Origin of the sequence: Heyndrickxia ginsengihumi (genome assembly GCF_011008565.1) — a bacterium.
In the GTDB taxonomy this organism is placed as follows: domain Bacteria; phylum Bacillota; class Bacilli; order Bacillales; family Bacillaceae_C; genus Weizmannia; species Weizmannia ginsengihumi.
The window spans coordinates 93,926-115,037 of the sequence record NZ_JAAIWK010000003.1 but is presented as its reverse complement, the minus strand read 5'-3'; the positions used below and the strand labels follow the sequence as shown (position 1 = coordinate 115,037).

The 21,112-nt window shown below is 37.1% G+C and carries 19 protein-coding genes, 3 pseudogenes, 1 riboswitch and 1 other annotated feature; of the genes and pseudogenes, 5 read left to right on the top strand and 17 right to left on the bottom strand.

The annotated features are described in order from the left end of the window. Positions 1-173: 173 nt before the first annotated feature. Together G4D61_RS03450 and G4D61_RS18445 are read left to right on the top strand one after the other, a co-directional pair. Complete coding sequence (locus tag G4D61_RS03450) at positions 174-827, top strand: helix-turn-helix domain-containing protein (RefSeq protein ID WP_200886092.1); 654 nt, start codon at positions 174-176, stop codon at positions 825-827. After that, a complete protein-coding gene (locus G4D61_RS18445) occupies positions 758-910 on the top strand; it encodes an IS3 family transposase (RefSeq protein WP_081750018.1) in 153 nt (50 codons plus the stop codon). Before G4D61_RS03450 ends, G4D61_RS18445 begins: the two co-directional genes overlap by 70 nt. 324 nt (positions 911-1,234) lie before the next feature. Here the strand turns inward: G4D61_RS18445 and G4D61_RS03435 are convergent. Beyond that, a pseudogene (locus G4D61_RS03435) lies at positions 1,235-3,943 on the bottom strand (Tn3 family transposase). Here G4D61_RS03435 and G4D61_RS03430 point away from each other — a divergent pair. After that, positions 3,938-4,345 (top strand): annotated as a pseudogene (locus tag G4D61_RS03430) (transposase); the annotation flags it as partial. The pseudogenes G4D61_RS03435 and G4D61_RS03430 sit on opposite strands and share 6 nt — an antisense overlap. 62 nt (positions 4,346-4,407) lie before the next feature. Here the strand turns inward: G4D61_RS03430 and G4D61_RS18070 are convergent. The 13 genes and pseudogenes from G4D61_RS18070 to G4D61_RS03370 form a co-directional block, all read right to left on the bottom strand. After that, a pseudogene (locus tag G4D61_RS18070) lies at positions 4,408-4,780 on the bottom strand (nucleoside/nucleotide kinase family protein). A gap of 96 nt (positions 4,781-4,876) precedes the next feature. Beyond that, positions 4,877-5,368, bottom strand: a complete 492-nt coding sequence (locus G4D61_RS03425; protein ID WP_025728941.1) for a YbaK/EbsC family protein — start codon at positions 5,366-5,368, stop codon at positions 4,877-4,879. Between the two features lie 2 nt (positions 5,369-5,370). Then, on the bottom strand, positions 5,371-6,180 hold the full coding sequence (locus tag G4D61_RS03420; protein WP_025728943.1) for a uroporphyrinogen-III synthase: 810 nt from the start codon (positions 6,178-6,180) through the stop codon (positions 5,371-5,373). Between the two features lie 17 nt (positions 6,181-6,197). Continuing rightward, positions 6,198-6,809 carry an NAD(P)-binding protein gene (locus G4D61_RS03415; RefSeq protein ID WP_025728945.1) on the bottom strand — a complete coding sequence of 204 codons (612 nt, stop codon included), beginning with the start codon at positions 6,807-6,809 and terminating at the stop codon, positions 6,198-6,200. Positions 6,810-6,822: 13 nt separating this feature from the next. Continuing rightward, a complete protein-coding gene (locus G4D61_RS03410) occupies positions 6,823-7,065 on the bottom strand; it encodes a ferredoxin family protein (protein ID WP_025728947.1) in 243 nt (80 codons plus the stop codon). A 14-nt stretch (positions 7,066-7,079) separates the two neighbouring features. Next, positions 7,080-7,838 carry a sirohydrochlorin chelatase gene (locus G4D61_RS03405; RefSeq protein ID WP_035352795.1) on the bottom strand — a complete coding sequence of 253 codons (759 nt, stop codon included), beginning with the start codon at positions 7,836-7,838 and terminating at the stop codon, positions 7,080-7,082. 12 nt (positions 7,839-7,850) lie between these two features. Beyond that, entirely contained in the window at positions 7,851-8,618 is a 768-nt protein-coding gene (cobA, locus tag G4D61_RS03400; RefSeq protein WP_025728951.1) for a uroporphyrinogen-III C-methyltransferase, read from the bottom strand. Between the two features lie 553 nt (positions 8,619-9,171). After that, positions 9,172-9,774, bottom strand: a complete 603-nt coding sequence (gene cysC, locus G4D61_RS03395) for an adenylyl-sulfate kinase (protein WP_025728953.1) — start codon at positions 9,772-9,774, stop codon at positions 9,172-9,174. A 28-nt stretch (positions 9,775-9,802) separates the two neighbouring features. Then, complete coding sequence (sat, locus tag G4D61_RS03390; RefSeq protein ID WP_035352798.1) at positions 9,803-10,960, bottom strand: sulfate adenylyltransferase; 1,158 nt, start codon at positions 10,958-10,960, stop codon at positions 9,803-9,805. 22 nt (positions 10,961-10,982) lie between these two features. Beyond that, entirely contained in the window at positions 10,983-11,708 is a 726-nt protein-coding gene (locus G4D61_RS03385; RefSeq protein WP_035352807.1) for a phosphoadenylyl-sulfate reductase, read from the bottom strand. 277 nt (positions 11,709-11,985) lie between these two features. After that, a riboswitch (SAM riboswitch) is annotated at positions 11,986-12,087 on the bottom strand. A gap of 138 nt (positions 12,088-12,225) precedes the next feature. After that, positions 12,226-13,083, bottom strand: coding sequence for an SAM hydrolase/SAM-dependent halogenase family protein (locus G4D61_RS03380; protein ID WP_025728959.1), 858 nt, complete (start codon positions 13,081-13,083; stop codon positions 12,226-12,228). Between the two features lie 84 nt (positions 13,084-13,167). After that, positions 13,168-13,433: a binding site (T-box leader), on the bottom strand. A 124-nt stretch (positions 13,434-13,557) separates the two neighbouring features. After that, entirely contained in the window at positions 13,558-14,610 is a 1,053-nt protein-coding gene (locus G4D61_RS03375) for an ABC transporter permease (RefSeq protein WP_163173227.1), read from the bottom strand. Then, positions 14,588-15,331: an ABC transporter ATP-binding protein gene (locus G4D61_RS03370; protein ID WP_035352810.1), complete on the bottom strand. Its 744-nt coding sequence runs from the start codon at positions 15,329-15,331 to the stop codon at positions 14,588-14,590. The genes G4D61_RS03375 and G4D61_RS03370 overlap by 23 nt, the downstream gene beginning before the upstream one ends. Before the next feature lie 154 nt (positions 15,332-15,485). On the opposite strand from G4D61_RS03370, the gene G4D61_RS03365 reads away from it, so the two are divergent. Beyond that, positions 15,486-16,082, top strand: coding sequence for a TetR/AcrR family transcriptional regulator (locus G4D61_RS03365; RefSeq protein ID WP_025728963.1), 597 nt, complete (start codon positions 15,486-15,488; stop codon positions 16,080-16,082). Positions 16,083-16,178: 96 nt separating this feature from the next. On the opposite strand, the gene G4D61_RS03360 is transcribed toward G4D61_RS03365, so the two are convergent. Together G4D61_RS03360 and G4D61_RS03355 are read right to left on the bottom strand one after the other, a co-directional pair. Next, on the bottom strand, positions 16,179-17,366 hold the full coding sequence (locus G4D61_RS03360; protein WP_025728965.1) for an MFS transporter: 1,188 nt from the start codon (positions 17,364-17,366) through the stop codon (positions 16,179-16,181). Between the two features lie 341 nt (positions 17,367-17,707). After that, a complete protein-coding gene (locus G4D61_RS03355; protein ID WP_035352812.1) occupies positions 17,708-19,393 on the bottom strand; it encodes a sulfite exporter TauE/SafE family protein in 1,686 nt (561 codons plus the stop codon). Between the two features lie 191 nt (positions 19,394-19,584). Here G4D61_RS03355 and G4D61_RS03350 point away from each other — a divergent pair, with 191 nt between their 5' ends. Beyond that, the gene (locus tag G4D61_RS03350; RefSeq protein WP_025728970.1) at positions 19,585-20,361 is read left to right on the top strand and encodes a class I SAM-dependent methyltransferase; all 777 of its coding nucleotides are present in this window, start codon (positions 19,585-19,587) and stop codon (positions 20,359-20,361) included. Positions 20,362-20,384: 23 nt separating this feature from the next. On the opposite strand, the gene G4D61_RS18065 is transcribed toward G4D61_RS03350, so the two are convergent. Then, the gene (locus G4D61_RS18065; protein WP_235929312.1) at positions 20,385-21,095 is read right to left on the bottom strand and encodes a hypothetical protein; all 711 of its coding nucleotides are present in this window, start codon (positions 21,093-21,095) and stop codon (positions 20,385-20,387) included. Positions 21,096-21,112 lie beyond the last annotated feature (17 nt).

Below are 21,112 nucleotides of genomic sequence, written 5' to 3'. Positions count from 1 at the left end.
TTACAATTTGAGCGTACTACATCGCCACTATAAAAATCAATATTTTGTATGTATGTTCACAAACACTACACAATATATAGTGTTTATAGTTTTTTGCAAAATAAAAAAGACCACTTATAATGATGTGCACCCCAAAAGTTAGACGAACAATTCTAACTCTTGGGGTGTTTTTTGTGGTCAAATATGATGAAGGATTTAAGCAAAAAGTAGTTGACGCTTATTTAGCAGGTGAAGGTGGATATGCTTCCTTAGCTATCAGATTTGGAATTCGAAGTAAAACCAATATAAGAAAATGGGTCAGTGTGTTCCAACAATTTGGCAAACAAGGTTTGGCTCCTAAAAAAGCAATTACGAATTATCCTGTTCAATTTAAATTAGATGTCTTAAACTATAAGGTAAGAACAGGAGATTCCCTTGAAGAAGTTGCTAGAAAATTTGGCATTACTGAACCACCTATGATTCTTAATTGGTTGAGAAAATGGCAAAATGAAGGTATTGAAGGGCTCTCTAAATCAAAGGGGCGTCCATCAATGTCCAACAAGCCGAAGAAGAATAAAAATGACGAAGGAAGAACAATTATTAAAAGAAATAGAATTACTACGTGCGGAGAATGCCTATTTAAAAAAGCTCCGAGCTTCAGGGATAAATATTCCGAGCCGACTGCTAAAACAGAATCCAGGGTCATCTACGAACTCAGAAAAGAATTCAAATTAGCTGTTATCCTTGAAGCAACAGGTTTTCCAAAGGCAACTTATATGTGGGGCAAAAACGATTTGATGACTCCAATCCAGATGAAGAGATTGAAAAGATTATCCAAGAGATTGTAAACAAACATAATGGAAATTATGGCTATCGTCGAATTGATATGGAATTACGTAAGAGAGGTTATATCGTAAATCACAAAACGTAAATCACAAAAAAATCCTACGGATTACCAATAAACTTGGTATTACTTGTACATCATTCACACGTAAATCTCGTAAATACAGCACTTACAAAGGAACTGTAGGCAAGATATCGAAAAACCTTGTAAACCATAGATTCCATACAAGCATTCCACATCAAAAATTAACAACTGATACATCTGAATTCAAATACTATACGACCGCTTCTAATGGGAAGATAATCATTAAGAAGGCTTATTTAGATCCATTTCTAGGGGTAAATCCGAGATAAGTCCAAAAACGGCATGATAGATGGGTAAAAATGTAAATAGGGCTCAAAAGCCCTTCATTTAAGCTGTTTTAACTTCTAACCCCAGCTTTCCATCTAATGGTTGAGGTGGTTCTTCTAAATCAATTACGTAATCGCCAAATCGTTTGATATGTTCCATAAGATAGGGACTTAGTACACTTAAATCGTCCAGGTCTACGTAATGTCCTTCTTTCCCTAACTGACGGATTGCCGTGGTCATATCCACAACATTTTGAAAAATAACTGCGTTTGCAATCAGGTCTCCATACTTAATGGACTTTTCCTGTTGCTCGGGATCATTGTCAGCGATAATGCCATGTCCACCAAAGAACAACCATTTGGAAAATCCGTTGTAGGCCTCTACTTTATTAGTGGTAGCAGTGATTGTCCTTCACAAATCAATATCAGAAATGAATTGGAGTAAAAAAACTGTACGCACAACACGTCCAAGCTCTCTAAATGCCTGATATAGTTTGTTTTTTTGGCTGTAATTTCCCAGCTTTCTCAATAACATAGCAGAAGAGATTTTCCCATGCTTAATGGACAAAACCACACGTAAAAGGTCCTTCCAATGTAATTCGATTAAATCCCAGTCGATTGTATCACTAAAAAGAGAATCAATGTGCTTATATTTCATTTCGGAACTAGGAAGGTAGAAAGTAAGCTTTTTGAAATTCCGAATTCTTGGCATCAGTTTGATACCCAGCAGATGAGATAAACCAAATACAGGTGTAGATTGTCCTTGTGTGTCGGCATGAATTGTGTCTGGTTGCACATCTGACTCGTTTTTCAGCAAACCATCTAGGATATAAACGGCCTCCCATACCCCGCAAGGGATGAAATGGCTGAAAAGAGCAATGTAGTTGTCTGATACGTGGTGGTACGCAATTCCACCATAACCTCCATAGCGAATATGGTATTCTGCCAATAGGTTTTCCTCATAAATGTCATATTTGGTTCCATCAGCTGCAGCAGATTTACCTTTTCCCCAAAGCTTAGGTAAATCAAACTCATGATGATAATGATTTATGATATCTTTCAAAGCTTGGTCAATCTTTCTTGGCGTGACATGCCTTTGATTTGTATAGGACAGGACATTCCCGGTCACATCCTCTCTCATATGACGGGCTGCCTGAACAGGTCCTAAATTGCAGCCATAAGCAAAAGTAGTCAAAATGTATCGCTCACGTGGATTTTTTAGTTTTGGATCAGATCCGGAAGATGGCCCGAAATGACGTGTCCAATTGATCCAGTGTTCCACATTGCACAAGATATCAATCAAATTTCTTTCCGGAAGACGCTCTTTAATCAACACTTCTAATTCTTTCAATGACTTTTTGTATTCGCGTTTCGTCACTTTTTTCAAAATGAACTCCCCGGCTTCGTTGATGCTGACGTGCTCGTTATCAGGAAAGTCTTGGTCAACTTGTTTCGAGGACTCGATCATCCATGATTTCAATCCTTTTACAAAATCTACCTCATTATCAGGGAAACCTAATTCACGACAGTATTCCGGTATTAAAGGTTCACACTCTTCCCAAGGTAGCAATTGTTTTCGATAGTCAGCATAAAACTCGGAACCTGGAACACAAATATCGCAAGATTTTAGTTCTGTTGCAATACAAGAGAAGACACAGGCTTCCAAGTGCCGGCGATGAATTAGCCAACCTTCATCCTTTTGTTTTACGCGAACCATTCTGCGCCACTGTTCAGATGCGAACGAAAGATCCACTTCATCAGGTAGCCATTCCGTGCGCTTGTTCCTGTTCTCCTTCACAAATTCAAGCGCATACATTAAGGATTGATCTTGAGAGGTAGATGTAAACTGTAACAGATCAGCAAGTCTAAAAAGAATAGATCGACTATTTTTATAATGTTTCTGAATGAAAGGGTAATAGTTATTTCCTTTAGTTGAAGCCACTGCTTCACATTTATCCAACAATGTCTGGACACTTCCATAAGAGGCGATGGTCTCTTTCACTTTTTCATGAATAACTGCATCATCATTATCACTAGACATGATAAGCAAAACATCGTTAAAGATTGAAATCAAATTCTCTAGTTCGTTTTGCTTCTGTTCCTTTATCTCTTTGTGATCCTCTTTGCTTGAGTTATGTATAGTTCCAACCCGTTTTTGATACATTTCAGCCAGGTGGTCTTTGGTTTTTACTTGGGCTTGATGAATCAAACAAATGAGAAGAGTAATCCTCTTCGTTTCGGAGTAATCTTTTAATTCGGCTGCATCTAGTGATTTTGCTTCTGCTGCATAATATTTAATCTTGGATGATGCAATTCCCTCCAAAAATGGCGTCATGTCACCGTATGACTGAAGCCATATAAAATAGTCGATATGATTCCTTAGATTTTTCAAAGTTGGCTTTTTTGGAAGAGTTTTAAACCGATTGTAGTCGCTGTAATGCTGGTTTATGCTTTTTATGAGCAATTCATTGAAAGAATGTATTTGTTCGTTGGACAGCCTACTGAATACCAGTTGGAACAGCTCTTTATTTACAGCCCTACGAATTTGCCCGGTTAACTCATCTAGAACCCGAAAACTCGGTAACTCGCATCGACTTTTAACAAGTTCTTCAATAGCGATATTAATTAGATCAGGGGGATGATCTTTCACCTTAGCAGCCTCAGTTAAGATGTTAATCATGATGGGCCGTGTCTCTTTTCCGTTCGGTATGACCTGAAAATACTCTCGAATCTTTTGTTGATATTTACGTGTAACCCGAGACGGTCGGATATTTTATCTTTTCGGTTCTCAGAACGGGCAAACGCTCAAGCTATTATGGATGCTTTAGATGAAGCAATTAAAATAACAAAAGATTGCCCCTATCGAACGACTATACACACTGATCAAGGTTGGGGTTATCAAATGAAAAGATATGTAAGGAAACTAAAAGATAATGGTATATTTCAAAGTATGTCCCGAAAGGGAAACTGTCTGGATAATTCACCAATGGAAAATTTTTTTGGGATAATGAAACAGGAAATGTATTACGGTAGAGTTTATAAGTCATTTGAAGAGCTTAAACAAGCAGTAACGGATTATATTTTTTACTATAACAATGAACGGATAAAAGCAAAATTGACTGGCATGAGCCCGGTGGAATACCGTCTTTATACCAGTCAACAAGCTGCATAAATATTTTGGTCTAACTTTTAGGATTCAGCACATAATGTAGTCCTTCATCACCATTGATACCGCTAGTTTTGTAAAGTGTAATTTGCACGTTTAATAGGATTTTCAGTTTTTAAGTAAAAATCCTCAACTTCCCAATATCTATTTCTAAATTTATTCATATGTTGTTGTACTTGTAAGCTCTCGCAGAGAATCTAAAAAAATGATGTCGCAGCCATTGAATATCCCACTATAAGTAGTAATGCTCGATCCACTCTTCATAGCCAGTATGATACTGCTGCTTTCTTTCAGCAATAAAATCATCTAGGTGAAATAGATAAAAGGGGGATTTCGTTCTTTGAGAGACTGACCGAGTGCTAACGAAAGAGCTGTTTTGCCAGAGTGGCCTAGCCCATCTATACCTAATATGTAACGATTGCCTATTTTGATCTCTGAAATCTGTGGATCTAAAAATGTTAAAAACGTTGCATGCTTGTCCTCTTGTTCAGTGAAAGATTTCTTGTAGTAGTATAGTTTTAATTAAGCCAAAGACTGCTATTCTACTGTCTCTCCATCCCATCCTTTACATACATCGACCCAGTCCAATGCTCTCCCATACTCATACAGTTCCTCTATCGTCAATTCAATAGCCGAATTAGCACTACCACAAGCAGGAAATACTGTATCAAAACGTTTAACAGAGATGTCAATATATACAGGCAAGTCTTTAATTAAGCCGAACGGACATACACCGCCGATCGCATGCCCAGTCTGTTCCAATGTTTCATCCGGAGATAGTAATCGCGCTTTAATACCAAAGGTTTGTCTGAACTTTTTATTATCAATTTTCGCATCTCCGGCAGCAACAACAATAATGGCTTCTTCACGTTCACTACCTCGAAAAGCAAGTGTTTTTGCAATTTTTTCTGGTTCCACCTGAAGAGCCTTTGCCGCAAGCTCTACCGTTGCACTTGATAGTTCAAGCTCAATAATATCGTTCTCCCGTCCCCTTTGCTGAAAATACTTTTTGACATTTGCAAGAGACACCGTTACCACTCCTTACTTATGTAGTATTCACTAAGCTTCACAATCATTTCACCCATTTTTTGATTTGCTGGCTGAATGACCTTCTTGATACCTTGCCTCTCTAGTTCACTTGCTGTCACTTTACCAACTGCCACCGCTAAAACATGTTCATTAAACGAACGTGTAAGGGCCTCGTTTTGCTCAGTTTGTTGAAATAAATTTCGAACCTGTGTCTTACTCGTAAAAACAACAGCATCAAGTGACGACTGAAGAATATTGTCTTTTAAATCTTGCAATACTTGTGTATCTGGATGTTTATAATGATATGGTTTAGATAAATAAGGAGCAAATCCTAATTGCTCAAAGCTCGTTTGTAGCACTTGATCATCTTGGTCATATAATTGTATGTAAATGTTTTCCTGTCCTTCACGCTTTTCACCATCTTGAAAAAAAGATAATAGATTTTCCATCGTTCCATCTTCTGCAACATACAACGGTTTAAGATCATGCTGTCTTAGCCAATTCAATGTTTTACTGCCTCGAATAGCTATCTTCGTGTTTCTTAGAGCTTGAAGAAAAGCCTCTCGCTCATTAATTCTAATTGCAGCGTCTTCTAAGCTCTTCGCTCCGATTCCTGTCGTTAACACAACCCAAGGAAATGAACCATGAATGAGCTTTTTAACATTTTCAACGCAAATATCGTCATTTAGTATCCATTCACCTTGAATAGAAAAAACTTCGGCTGTGCCACCCTGTTTCGTGATCAACGTTGAGATTGCTTCTGCTTGGCGCTCAGCTGCAATTCCTATCCTTTTATTGATCAGACCTTTCATGACTGAAGTTCCCCCTTTCAGTGGAGTTGTTTTAAATATTCAATCATTTCTTTTTGCTTTTCACCATCTTTATACTCATCATCAAGAACTTTCTTGAGCCAATATAACTTTTCCTCTTTTGCTAACAATGACTGTTTAATAAGCTGCCTCGTACAAGATAAAAAGTCAACATATCGATCATAAGTTTCCTCAAATGTTTCCTCTAACGATTTTCTAATTTTAGATGCTAGCATAGGGCTTGCCCCACTCGTTGAAATACTGATCACCAGTTTTCCACGCCTAAAATAAGCAGGGAATGTAATATCCCCTCTCTCTGATTGTTCTGTAACATTAATCCAAGCAGAACTTGGCGCTTCTTCAACAACTTGATTATTCACCACTGAATCATTTGTCGCAGCAATAATAACATGTGCATCGAGAATATCAGCACGATCAAATCGTTTCTGCTTCCATCTAAATAATTGCTGATCATGCATAGATTGAAGATCAGGATCAATTGTCGGACTTACAATGGTTATAAGCGCACCTGTTTCCAATAATGTTTGTATTCTTCTTTTTGCTACCTTCCCGCCGCCAATAATGACAACATGCTTTTCATAAAGATCTAGCATTACTGGAATAGGGGCCATGAACCTTCACTCCTTAATCCCTGCTCTCGAAAAATTTTTTGTTCAATTCAATATAATGTTGTTGATCTTCTGGAATCTCATCTTCAATATAAATAGCTTCAACAGGACAGACTGCTTCACATGCCCCACAATCAATACATAGATCTGGATTAATATAATACATGTTTTCCCCTTCTTCAATACAATCAACAGGGCAAACATCAGCACATTCTGCTGCTTTTTCATGTTCACATGGTGATGTAATGACAAATGCCATTTAAATCCCTCTTCTCAATCATTATATATAAATCCTGAAGTAATCGCCTCATTTACGCGTTCAACAAGTGCCTGTACAATATGAGGATGTAAACCGAGGTAATCAGCTAACACAACGTGATTCCCCTCTTGATTCAATGAATCTACTTTCTTTTTCATTGACTTGATTAATAAACCAGTAAACCATAAGTAAGGAAGAACAATGATTGGTGCATGCTCTTTCTCTGCTATTTGTTTTAATGTGTCGTCAAATGAAGGCTTACAAGCAGCTAGAAAACAGACTTTAATTGAATGGGTTTGTAATTTATTCTGAAGTTTTTCTGCAATCCTATTAATATCGTGAATTGTTTCCGGATTGCGGCTTCCTCTCCCAACTAGTAAGATGTTCGTGCTTAAGTTATTAAATATGCCTGTTTCGATAACACGCTCTACTAAAATATCTACCAGCCGATCTTGGACGCCGAGCGGTTTTCCATACGTAAAAATAATTTGTGGGAAACGTTTTTTTGCTTGGACAATAGCTTTAGGAATATCTTCATAATAATGTCCAGCACTTAATAATAGGACAGGAACAATTGCAATATGCGAGGCACCGCGGCGCACAAGCCTTTCAATTCCTTCTGCAATATCCGGCTTTGCAATCTCTAAATAACAAATTTCTTGAAGCCGAACATCGACTTGCTTTTGAGCCTGTTGAATACACTCAGATGCTTCTGCCGTTGCCTGTGCAATACGGCTTCCGTGGCTAACATATAATACGCCTTGGTTCTTCATCAATGCCTCATCCTATCCTGTAATAGCATTTACATCGTTGTAAACTTTCAACTTTTCAAACCACTGTAACTGTTCTCGCAGCCGTACCACTTCTCCAACGATTATGAGTGAAGGATTTTCTAATGACGACGCTCTTTCGCAAATCGTTGCCAATGTTCCTGTCACTGTTTGCTGCTTATCCGTTGTTCCCCAATGCACCAATGCAATTGGAGTACTGGTATCTTTTCCGTGTTTGATTAGCTGCTCGCAAATAATTGGTAGATTTTTCACGCCCATGTAAATACATAAAGTATCTACTTTTGAAAATCTAGCCCAATATTCGTCTAAATTTTCATCACGCTTTGTCACTCCGGCAACAAAAGCTACGTTAGACCCGTAATCACGATGGGTAAGCGGAATGCCGGCATAAGCTGGTGCCGCGGCACCGGATGTAATACCCGGCACAATTTCAAATGGAATTTGTTTTTTCGCGAGAGCCTCAGCCTCTTCTCCGCCTCTGCCAAAAATAAATGGATCTCCGCCTTTTAACCTCGTAACGATTTTTCCTTGATTAGCAAACTTACAAAGCAAATGATTAATTGCTTCTTGATTAAAAGAATGATGTCCAGGACGTTTTCCACAATATACGAGTTCAGCATCCTTTTTGGCATAGTTTAATAGCTCAGCATTTACAAGTCGATCGTATAGAATAACATCTGCTTGTTGGATTGCCTTTAAGCCTTTTACAGTAATTAAATCTGGATCTCCTGGGCCCGCACCAACTAAATATACTTTCCTCATTCTATTTCACCTCATTTGAGGATGAACTACCAAAACCGGCACCCTCACTTTTCATTTACGTTTTTTTGAATAATGTAATCTCTTTTACTTTTGGATATTTCAAATAGTTTGATTTGTATTAAAGTATAATTTCTTTTAAACCTTGTGGCAATGTGTCTGCGAGCACTTCTTCGCCTTATATCTTGTTAAAATCGCCATGATTTAACAATAACCCGCAGACAGTTTTCATAAACGTTCTAGTACTCTAAGCTTTTTCTTTCTATTAAAATGATATAGCAATACAACCTGTTTTTTCTTTGGTTCTGCTAAAACGAGATTACAATATTCAATCTCTGCACAAAAAGCTGCATATTAATGAACTATAAACGATTGGGAAATATTAAATAATAAAAGTTCTGCAACTCGTTCACAATACATATTCTTAAATCACAATGTATGCGAAATTCACCGGTTTCGTATTTTTAGAAAGTAAAGCACTTTGCTGCTTTCTAATGACAACATAGACACAATAACCTAATTGATACATGCTAATAACATATATAAATCTGCTTTTCTATATAGTTGGAATCCACTGTTTTTCTTTTAACAACTCAATTAGCTGATCTGCACATTGTTCTGCATCGTATTGATCAGAATGAAGAACAAACTCTGGAGATAGCGGTTCTTCATAAGGGGAATCAATACCTGTAAAGGATTTAATTTCCCCGCGTCGTGCTTTTTGATACAAGCCCTTTGGATCACGAACTTCACATTCAGAAATTGGGCAATCTACAAACACCTCTAAAAATTCGTTGCTTTCCAGTGATTCTCTTACACGATCGCGGTCAGCTCTGAACGGTGAAATAAAAGCGACAATTACAATTTTTCCGCTATCAACAAACAACTTTGCCACTTCACCTACACGGCGAATATTTTCACGCCGATCTTCCTCACTAAAACCTAACCCCTTATTTAAACCGTGACGAACGTTATCCCCATCTAATAAATACGATTGAACATTAGCCTGAAATAGTTTTTGGTTCACAATATTAGCAATCGTTGATTTCCCCGCACCAGAAAGTCCTGTTAACCAGATGACACCGCTAAAATGCCCATTTTTTTCCCGATAATCTTGTTTTGTAATCGTTTGGTCATGCCAGACAATATTTGAAGCCACTCTTTCTCCCCCTCTCCACGTTAACTCTTTATTTAATCAATTCCGCTTCTTCTTTTCTTCTTAGGCCAGCAATCAATACATCTACAACTTCTGGACGGCTAAAAGTTCCAGGTGGTCTTGTGCCGCTTCTTAATAATTCACGCACTTTTGTACCTGATAAAATAACATGCTGATCATCATCGTGCGGGCAAGTTTTATAGGAAGCCATTCCACCGCAAGCATTACAATAAAAGCTATGCTCAAAAAATAACGGTTTAATGCCTAGTTCTTCTGGCTCAAAACAGCTGAATATTTTTTGGGCATCATACGTTCCGTAATAATTTCCAACCCCAGCATGGTCGCGACCAACAATAAAATGTGTACATCCAAAATTTTTACGAACAATAGCATGGAAGATTGCTTCTCGAGGTCCGGCATATCGCATTGCTGCATTAAACACTGCTAAAAAGACGCGATTCTTTGGATAGTAGTTTTTCAACAGCACTTGGTAGCTCTCCATGCGGACATCACCAGGAATATCGTCTTTTTTCGTCTCACCGACAAGCGGATTTAAAAACAGGCCATCAACTGTTTCAAGTGCTGTTTTTTGAATATATTCATGTGCACGATGAACAGGATTACGCGTCTGGAACCCGACAACTGTTTTCCAGCCAAGTTCTTCAAATTTTGCCCGCGTTTCTTTCGGATCAAGGAAAAATTCAGCGCTATGTTCACGACTAGGACGTTTTACTAATTTTATCTCACCGCCAACATAATACTCAGGTCTGCTAAATAGTTTTTTTACACCTGGATGCTCAGCTTCTGAAGTTAAGTAAACATTGACAGCTTCTTTTTCTTTGTCGGGTTTGTAAACTTCTTCAACCTCAATATAACCATAAATTGTTCCATCTTTTACAAGAGCAGCAGCCACACCCGCTTTTAATGTTTTTGCCTTTGCTTCGTCAACTGGCAATGCAATTGGAATACTCCATGCCACGCCTGATGAAAGATGCATTGTTTCCACGACAGCATTATAATCAGCTTGGTTCATAAAGCCTTTTAAAGGACTGTATGCCCCATTTGCAATTAATTCCAAATCACTCAATGCCATTGAGTCCAATTCAATTTCTAAAGTTGTCTCCGGACAATATGTGCTTGCTTCTACTTGGTTAACTAAAATACCTCCATGTGGTTCAATTGTAGCCATTTTTATTGCCTCCTTAGTGTCATTATTTTCCAGTCGTGTGTAGCCCGCATTCTGTTTTATTTAATCCACTCCATCTACCTTCGCGTGAATCACCATCTTTGCTAACTGGACTTGTGCATGGGAAACATCCAATACTTGGATATCCTTGGTCATGTAACTCATTGTAAGGTAAGTTGTTTTCTCGGATATAATTCCAAACATCTTCCCAAGTCCAATAAATGAGCGGACATATTTTAATAGATTGAAATCTCTCATCTTTATTAATAAAATTTGTGTTTCTTCTTGTCGGTGATTGTTCTCTTCTGAGTCCGGAGAGCCATGCAACCGCACCTTGCAATGTTTCTTCCAATGGTTTTACCTTCCGAATATAGCAGCATTGATCTGGCTGACGCTTCCACAGTGCTGAGCCATATTTTTCCCTTTGTTCATCTAATGTTAAATCCGGCTCTTTTAAACGAATGCGCAAACTCGGATACTTCTCTTTAACCTTATTAATCAATTCATAAGTTTCAGGAAAATGTAAACCTGTATCAAGAAATACAATGTCAGCATCTTGTTTTACTTTTGCAATAAGATCGACTAACACAATGCCTTCTGCTCCAAAGCTGCATGCATATATAATCGAGTCACCATATGCGTCATATGCCCATTTTAAAATGTTTAAAGCACCCTTTGTTTCATCATCGGGCTGTAACGTTTGAAATGGATCATCAACAAAATTATCATAGGTAATTAAACCAGCTTCCATTTTTCAAACACCCTTCTTTCGTATTTGTTTACTCAGAAATAACCACAAAAACCGATACTGCCAAGCAATAGCGTGTTGTATGTCTATGCAACTGTTAGTAATTGTGGACCTGCAGCAAATAAGATTTTTCAAGGTTTTGTTAACTCTGTTGCTTGATTCATTCGTGTGTTCGATCAGAAAAATGTGTGAATCGACAAAAATGTAAATAGAGTAAATAAAAAAATCTTCCTACCTTGCAGTAAGAAGATGTCCTTTACTATAAACAGTATTCGGTATCTTCTTATCTCTCAGGTACTCCTGTAGGAATTGGCACAGTTTTCATTACGAATCTGTTGCCGAGGTTTCACAGGGCCTATCCCTCCACCTCTCTGGATAAGAAAAAAATTATTCACTTGAAGAAAATTTTATACCTAATTGTTTCATGAGTCAACACAAAATTCAGATAAAATTCAAAAAAGAAACTTTACAAAATTATAATATAAATGTAAATAACTATTTCTCCTGCATAACGCTGAATCTATGACAAAATACCAGGGGACACTTTTCGAACCGTAATTTTCCATTGGGCCCCTGCCCCGATATGATACGCCTTCGCAAATGATCCTTGATTGATTGCGACTCCAATTGTATAAAGAGAATTAATATACAGCAACGGTTCCCCAACATGGGTATCTGCAAATGATCGTCCGAATGTCATAACATGTTTATAAACTTGACGTGCATCGTTTTCAATCGTTACCTCACAAAGATCGCCATATGTTACTTCTAATTGTTTAAATAGATCTTCATCAATATTCGTCCATAAATTTCCAAATCTTACGTCTAAAATATCAATATTGCCTACAACGGTTTGATCTTGTAAACTAGCTCGTTTTTTAGGTAATTCTACGATAGATTCTACCGGAACTGTTGCACCTATTTCTTCAAAGGAAAGAATGTTTGCTGCCAGTCGTGCACTCGTATACGCATATAAATCTCGGCCATAGAAAGTATATGAATTGCCTGTCTGCGGCAAGCAATTTTCATGCTCATCGATGATTCTCGCTTCAATAATACCTACACTTTCTTTAATATGTGTAAGCGTTCCATTATCTGGTGTAATTATGTAATGATTAGTGGCTGTTTTTACAGCAATACTTCTCCGTTCAGAGCCAACGCCAGGATCTACGACTGAGACGAATACTGTCTCTTCTGGCCAATAAGAAATCGTTTGATATAGTCGGTAAGATGCTTCCCAAATATTGTATTGGGGTATTTCATGCGTTAAATCACTAATGCGAAGAGTTGGATCTACCGAAACAGCCACTCCATACATCGCACTTACTGCCCCATCACAAGTTCCAAAATCTGTTTGAATGACTAATTGTTTATTCAATATAAACACGCCCCCATTTTTCATAAGTTGTCAATACTCCTATTTGCTGGTCCCTTCATACAAAAAACCACGCCCTTATCCAAAGATAAGGACGTGGTTTCAGTTCACGTGGTACCACCTTACTTTACCATTTGCCCTTGCAAACAGCCTCAAATCAGTACAAAGTATACACTACTTTTATACTGCGGTAATTGTAACGAATACCATCCCGTCGGAACCTACTCATGTTTAAACATTTTCAGCACGAAACTCTGAGGCCATTGTTCAGATTAGCAACTTTGCTTCTTTTCAGCTCCCGAAGCTCTCTTTGAAAATCGCATAATCTTACTTTCCCTCTTCATCGTTTTTCAATCGTTATAAACATTACATTCATTATATTTTACAAAATCTGAACATTCAAGAAAAAACTTTTTATTATATTGTATTCAACCCATTTATAATTATACTTTGAATAGAGGGAAGTTTTTAATACCACTATAATACTCGGTATCTCTTTAGTGCTACTATGTTTAAAAGGATGAAAATAATGGCAAACACTAATAATGCGATTATATCTCCTCCTACATCGCTAATGGACAATCCTTTATACATGACCGCTTTTAATGCATCTGCCCCATAATAGATTGGCATGATTTTTCCTAATAGTTGCAGCCAATTCGCCATACTGTCTAAAGGGAAAATCCCTGAAAAAAATACTTGCGGAACAACAACGATCGGAATAAATTGCAACATTTGGAATTCAGAAGACGCAAAAGTCGATAACAGTGTACCTAAAGATAGGGCAACCAATGCCAGTAGTAAATTAATGAGTATGACGTTCCATATAGACCCAACTAATACGACATCTAATACGGTTGTTGAAAACAGGACGACAATGATCGTTTGAATTAATGCAAAGATCCCATAGCCTACTAAATAAGAAACAACAATTTCCCGTCTGCGAATCGGTGTCGACAGCACCTTCTCCAATGTTCCTTTTGTACGCTCCTTTAACATACCGATTCCGGAAATAAGGAATACAAAAAAGAACACAAAAAATCCAACTAGAACAGGACTTAACACATCAAAAAATGTCGTGTCTTTATTGCCGTATACATACTTTGTCTCCATTCCGATTTTTGGCTGTTTTACATTGATAACATGTTGCTTGACGGTCATTTGCACTTGCGAGGCCACAGCCTGCTTTACTTTCATTTCTAATGACTTCGCTTTATTCGGATCACTATTTTGGAGAATTAATGTCCATTTTCCTTTATCGACTTTAAGAACACCATCTAAGTTATCCTTTTTCACTGTTTCACTCGTAGCATGATCATAGTGCTTTATATCAATACCCGAATGTTTTAAAGTATTTACAAGTTGAGAATCAATATGAACAACTCCTAAAGATGGATCCACTGTTTTTCCATTAAAAAAGAAATACATTAAACTTAAAATGAGCAATGGTGCACAAAACAGTAAAGCGAGCGTTCGTTTATCCCGAAACATTTCTTGAACAATTCTTTTAATCATGGCGGTTATTCTCAAAGCCGTCACCCCCCGCTTTTAAAAATACTTCGTCAAATGTATCCACTTTATATTGGCTTTTCAACTCATCCGGGGAACCGCTCGTTAATATGTTTCCATCCCGGACCATCGAAACAATATCACAGCGATTTGCTTCGTCCATAACATGTGTAGTGACAATAATGGTTTTTTTCTCTTCCTTCTTCAAACGCACCAACTCATCCCAAATGGAAAAACGTAATGCCGGATCAATACCAACTGTCGGTTCATCTAAAATTAAAATACTTGGGTTTTGAATTAATGCGATCGCAAGGGACAATCGGCGCTTCATTCCCCCGGAATAAGCAGAAACTTTTTTCTTCAGATCGTCCTCTAAATGAACTAAACGCGTTGTATAAGCAATGCGCTCCTTTCGCTCATTCTTTGCTAATTTATATAGCGAAGCAAAAAATGCTAAATTTTCTTCGCCAGTTAAGTCTGAATATAATGCGTCTGATTGTGCCATATAGCCAATTTCTTGTAATATATCTAAATTTGGCATCCTCTGATTAAATACCTCAATTGTTCCTTCATCAGTTTTTTCCATTCCTACGATCATTTTAACCAATGTCGTCTTCCCCGCTCCTGAAGGTCCAATTAACCCATATATTTGCCCCCTTTTCATCACGGTGTTAATATCGTTCAACACGATCCTTTTTCCATAGCTCTTACTTACGTGTTCCACTTTAATGGTTGTTTCCATATAAAATACCTCCAGCACGCAGCTTGATTAAAATAAACAGTGTGTTGATAACCTTATGCCTTCATCATAAAATGGAGGTACATGAAAAACAATAAACAATTAAACGAGAAGTGTTCATTGGATCTGTTTATGAACAACAGAGGGGGATTATTGATTGCAAGAAAACATACATGAGCAAATGGTCATGGAGACTCGTAAAATTTTAAAAGAAGCTTTTATTTCATTAATGGAGGAAAAAGGATTTGAAAAAATAACAATACGAGATTTAACGACAAGCGCTAAATTAAATCGAGGAACTTTTTATCTTCATTACAAAGATAAATATGATTTGATGGAGCAGTTACAAGCGGAAATTATAGATGACGTACAGGAGATTATGGCGCAAATTAATATGATAGATGGGATTATGTTTCATTTAAATCAGCAGCCTTACCCACCAATAATAGAATTTTTCAAATATTTAGAGAAACATTATAGAAAGATAAAAGCATTATTAAGTACAAATGGGGATCCTATTTTCCGGAACAAATTAAAAAATATTTTTAAACATATCGTCGTAGAGAAAGCCTTTAGCAACAGTAATCCGATGCTTCAAGAATATATACCTGCATTTGCTTCCTCTGCCTTCTTAGGTCTAATCGAGCATTGGCTAGAACAAGATATGCCACAGCCCCCAGAGGAAATGGCTAATTTTTTTATTAATTTAGTGAAATTCGTGAGACCACAAGTAACGAAAGGATTCCGTGAGTAGGCGAGATTTGCTTACAGTTCCATCGCCTACTAGTTCACATTTAAATCCTTTTATGATAGTCATTGATGCTATCTTTTACAACATTGTTCCATATCGTTATTGCTGTACCTTTTTCTTGTTGATCTCCAAATTTTTATTAAAAAAGATCATGACCATATTCATTAGCAAGAAAAGCATCGTTACATAAAATATATCCTTTATGTTATATGCAGCAGCAATTGAGCTCCCTAGTAACGGCCCTATTAAATTCCCAAGAAAACGAGCAGATGAACTAAAGCCAAAAGCTGTAGCTTGTAAATTTGCAGGTGCTAACTTTTTAACGAGAACGTTGAGTGATGGGATCATCCCACCAATAAATAGACCTAATAAAAAACGCCCTATTAACAAAACAAATACATTTGGCGCTAATACTTGCGGGAGAAAAGCGAGCGCGGACATCGTCAAAGAAATGATCAAAATTTTTCTTTGCCCAATCTTGTCTCCTATTCTTCCCAGTGTTGGCGAACCAATTAAATTTGCTATACCTGTTACTGCACTGACAAGTCCAACGATAAGCGCCAAATGTTTCCCTTGGTATAGCGTTTTTGTATACAAAGAAATGATCGGTTGAATCGTCATCATTGCCAATTGTGTAACAGTCGAGGCAATTAGGACTGGCAATAGTGGCTTCAACGCTTTCCAATCCGCCTTTTGCTTTTTGGATCTTTCTTTTTTCTCAGGAACATTTTCCTTAATGAAGAACATAACAACTACACCAGCTAATAGTATAAGACTCCCTGTAAGGAAAAATACACCATTATAGCCGACCAATTCAGATAAAATTCCGCCAATGAGCGGACCGATGAGTGTACCAACAATTTGCCCTGTTTGTAATGTTCCTAGTGCTTTTCCTGAGTCTTTATCAGGTGTAACCGAAGCTAATAAAGAAATAGACATCGAAATAAATCCAGAAAAGAGCCCATTAATTAATCGTAATATTAATAATTGGAGCGGGCTCGTGACAATCCCCATCAAAATGGTGACAATCCCCATTCCAATAGATGACCGAATTAACATTACTTTACGACCGTATTTATCGGCCAAAGATCCCCATAGTGGCTGAAACAAAAAAGAAGTAATAAATTGCGCAGAAAAAATCCATCCAGTCCAACGTTCAACATCTGACATTTGGTGAACCCCTAATTTTTCTATATATAGAGGTAAAAACGGTATGATTAGGCTCATGCCAGCTGCTTGTAAAAAATTCGCAGGCCATAGAACCCATAAAGTTCGCTTCCAGTACATGTGACCACCCATTCTAACAATTTATCTTATTCAACCATTCAAAAAAATGAATGATCTCCTTTATTTATATTCACTATTGTAACAAAAATATTTACTTAGTGAACCTAAATAACTTCAAACCATTCCTTACTCCTAAATAGTTGGAATGATTATCTAATGGTAATTCCTCCAAATCTGTAAAATTACTTCAAAATAATAGCCAGTTTACTTTCCTATTAAACCGCTTATTATCTTTGATCCGGAACTTTATTAATCAAACGTTTGATTAATAAGTATGATATAAAAAAAAACCTCTGCCTAAACCCATTATAAAGCTGGGTCAGACAGAGGCTATTCGATAATTATTTTACATTGAGATCTTTTATTGTCATATCTTTAACCGGTAAAAATTGTTCCCCTGTATTTAAATACTTAACAATTACTTTGTCACCCTCTTTTAAATAAACCGCAAGCGGAGATACTTCGGAGCTAACAATAAAGTTTTTGTGATTGCTTAATAAAAACGAAACACTCGTATACTCATCATCCTTTTCTTTATATACACGAAGAACCGTTCCACTCACTGTTTTGATTGATGATGTTGAACTACGGTTTAAGCTGCTGTCACCTCGTTGAAGTGCCAATTTATATAGCTTCAATGCTGCATTTGGAGTTTCGGCATTAACGGATATTTCAGGATTTGCAGCTGAAACGATGAAGTATGTTTGTAAAAATCCATTAGAATCGAGAACAGGAGTAAACCAGCTTGCCTCACCATAAAAATTATATAAAATTGGCATTGATCCTTTCCATTTTTTCTCGATAAATTTCTTTTCAACAATTTGTAAGTTTCCTTGGGAATCCATATAAGATTCTTGTAAATTACCAGTGTAGTAGGTAGCCTTTCCTGTCTTTCCATTCGTTAAAGAATAGCCTAGCATTGAGTCGACGCCCGCTTTCGGACTTGTAAAATCCGTGAAGTAATACATGTTGCCATGATCATCAAAAATTGGACTGACATTTGCTTCCGTTCCTTCATCAGTAGGTAACTTCACGTCTCTTTTCCCAAAAACACTGTTCCAAAAACCATGAATGTATTTTCCAAAATAACTATTTTGTAAACTAACAGCTTCTGGCGAGACGGCACCATCGATAAAATCTGGTACATGCTTTAATGAATAAGTTTTCGATGCACCCGTTTTCGGATCAACCATTACTATCCCCGAAGCTTTGAAGCCATTCCGGGCTGAAACAAATGTCCCGTATGTACGAATATAGTACGGTTTACCGTCATCGTTCACTTCGAGCTGTGGATCGCCGTAAAAAATCTTCGTCGGATTCGCTAGACGGATATGCCTTTCTAAGTTTTTCTGAAAATATGATGAAGGTGTATACGTCATTTCTTGTTTTATAAACTTTGGATTATCTGCTGCATTTGTTGCACTCATTATAAAATATCCTGGTGTCACTTTACCTTTCAGCCATTTAAAAAATCCTGAAAACTCAACAGGGGCAATATACACATATTTACCGTTTACTTTTTGAATTTGTAAATTCCCCAGCTGGTAATAACTTGTATTTGGCACTTGCCCGAACGCTTTTTTCATTTTATTGCGCGCAAATTTCGGCGGGACACTCGCAGGTGTTTCATGTTCATCAAACGGTTCAATTTCCACTTTCTGGTTCATTTTAGCACCACGGTACTTTTCATTCGCATTCCATAAAGGAGCAGAAAGCATATAAATACCGATGACCAGACTGATAAAAAACAGGCTACCCTTCAATATTTGTTCCTTTCCACTTGCAGCGATGCTTCCAAGCAACGTCGCAATGATTAATAATGGCCAAAGAATCGTCCAATTCAAGTCAACTTTTGTAAGATAAAAAAAGACGACTGAAATAATAAATACGAAGATTGCTGTCGTAATCAAAATAGCCGTATGATTGACGAGCGCTTTCTGTTCCTTGACTCCCTTTTTCGTAAATGGTACGACAAGCAAAGCTATCGCAACTGCAATAATAATGGATAATAATACAATAGATCCCATTTTACACCACCCTTTTTCTATATATACGTCTAATCTGGAAAGATAGTTTCATTATTTTCTTGAAGAGACATTGGAAATAGTCGCCATAATTAATACGACTGCATAAGAAATAGTTATTATACATGATAAAAAACATAATATTTTTTTATCTGCAACTCAGCAGTATCATTTAAATAAAGGGGGAATGTTAAATGCCAATTGATTTCCACAATGAAGACAATCGTTCTACCTACTCTTCACGAGAAGCAGATATTTCCTGGACTAAAAAAATATTGAAGATTTGTGAGGTTAAAGATAAAAAAGTACTGGATATGGGCTGTGGCGGCGGCATTTACTCAAAAGCATTTGCACATATGGGGGCAGCCAGTGTGACAGGAATAGATTTTTCACAGCAGCTTCTCTCTTCTGCTCGTGAAAACTGCAAAAGCTATGCAAATATTCATTTTTACTTGGGTGATGTTTTAAATACAAGATTAGAAGAAAAACAATATGATATTATTTTATCCAGAGCTGTCATCCACCATTTATCAGATTTAAATTCTTGTTTCTCTGAGATATTTCGTCTGCTAAAACCAGATGGTATATGCCTCATTCAAGACAGAACCCCTGAGGATTGCCTGCTTGAAGGAAGCCCCACACATATACGGGGGTACTTTTTTGCTAAATACCCAAGTCTAATCAATAAAGAAATTTCAAGAAGATATACGAGCAATGTCGTTACTCAAGCACTGCAAACAGTTGGATTTGATGATATAGAAGAACATTATTTATGGGAAACCCGCAAAAAATATACAAGCAAAGAAGAATTAACAGCTGACTTACTAAATAGAACAGGCCGTTCTATTCTTCACGAATTAAATGATAAACAATTGAAAGCACTAGTCGAATATATTCAATTGCACTTAAACAATAATGAGGAGATCATTGAAAAAGATCGCTGGACAATTTGGAAAGCCATAAAAATGTAAATTTAATTATTGAACGAAACTTCTCATCTAATATTTGCAAATCCTGCTCGATATCCTAACCACATCGTCCAAAGAAAGACAGGTCCTGAGGTTAGCGGCAATATAACATATCCTAAATGAAACGAAAAACAAGTAACAATGATTCCGATAAACCCTAAAAGCCCAAAAAAGATAGTGCCATTCGTAAACCAATTTGAAAATCGATGGCCACTTTTTTTCATTGCACAGCCATACAGAATAATCGCAAGCCAACTGCAGGCCACCGCAAAATAACCAGCTAGCAAACCAAATGAAAAGGCTGCTTTCCATACCGCTGCTATGTAGACATCATACGGTCTTTTCATTTCGGCTCCTAATACGGGCAAAATAGTCAATTCTGTCGTTAAAATCATTATCCATAAACATAAAGAAATATAACATAAAGCCGCGGCCATTGTTGAAGCTTTATGCTGGCTGGAGATAAATGGTTTACAACCTGCTAAACCTAGGAGCCAACATACTATTCCACAAAGCATTAACACATGGTCTTCCATCCAAATGTTACAATGACTAAACTGATGGATAGCTTTCGCACCATTATATGGATCAACTAATGGAGGATGAAGAAAAGTTGCAATTAACACAAGAAATCCTCCCACGATGATGGATATTGACTCTATACGAAACTCTTTTGCTACCATTTTCTCAAAAATCCCTTCACTATTTTTATATCTATTTTTACCGTATTTTCCCATAAATAACCCACCATTAA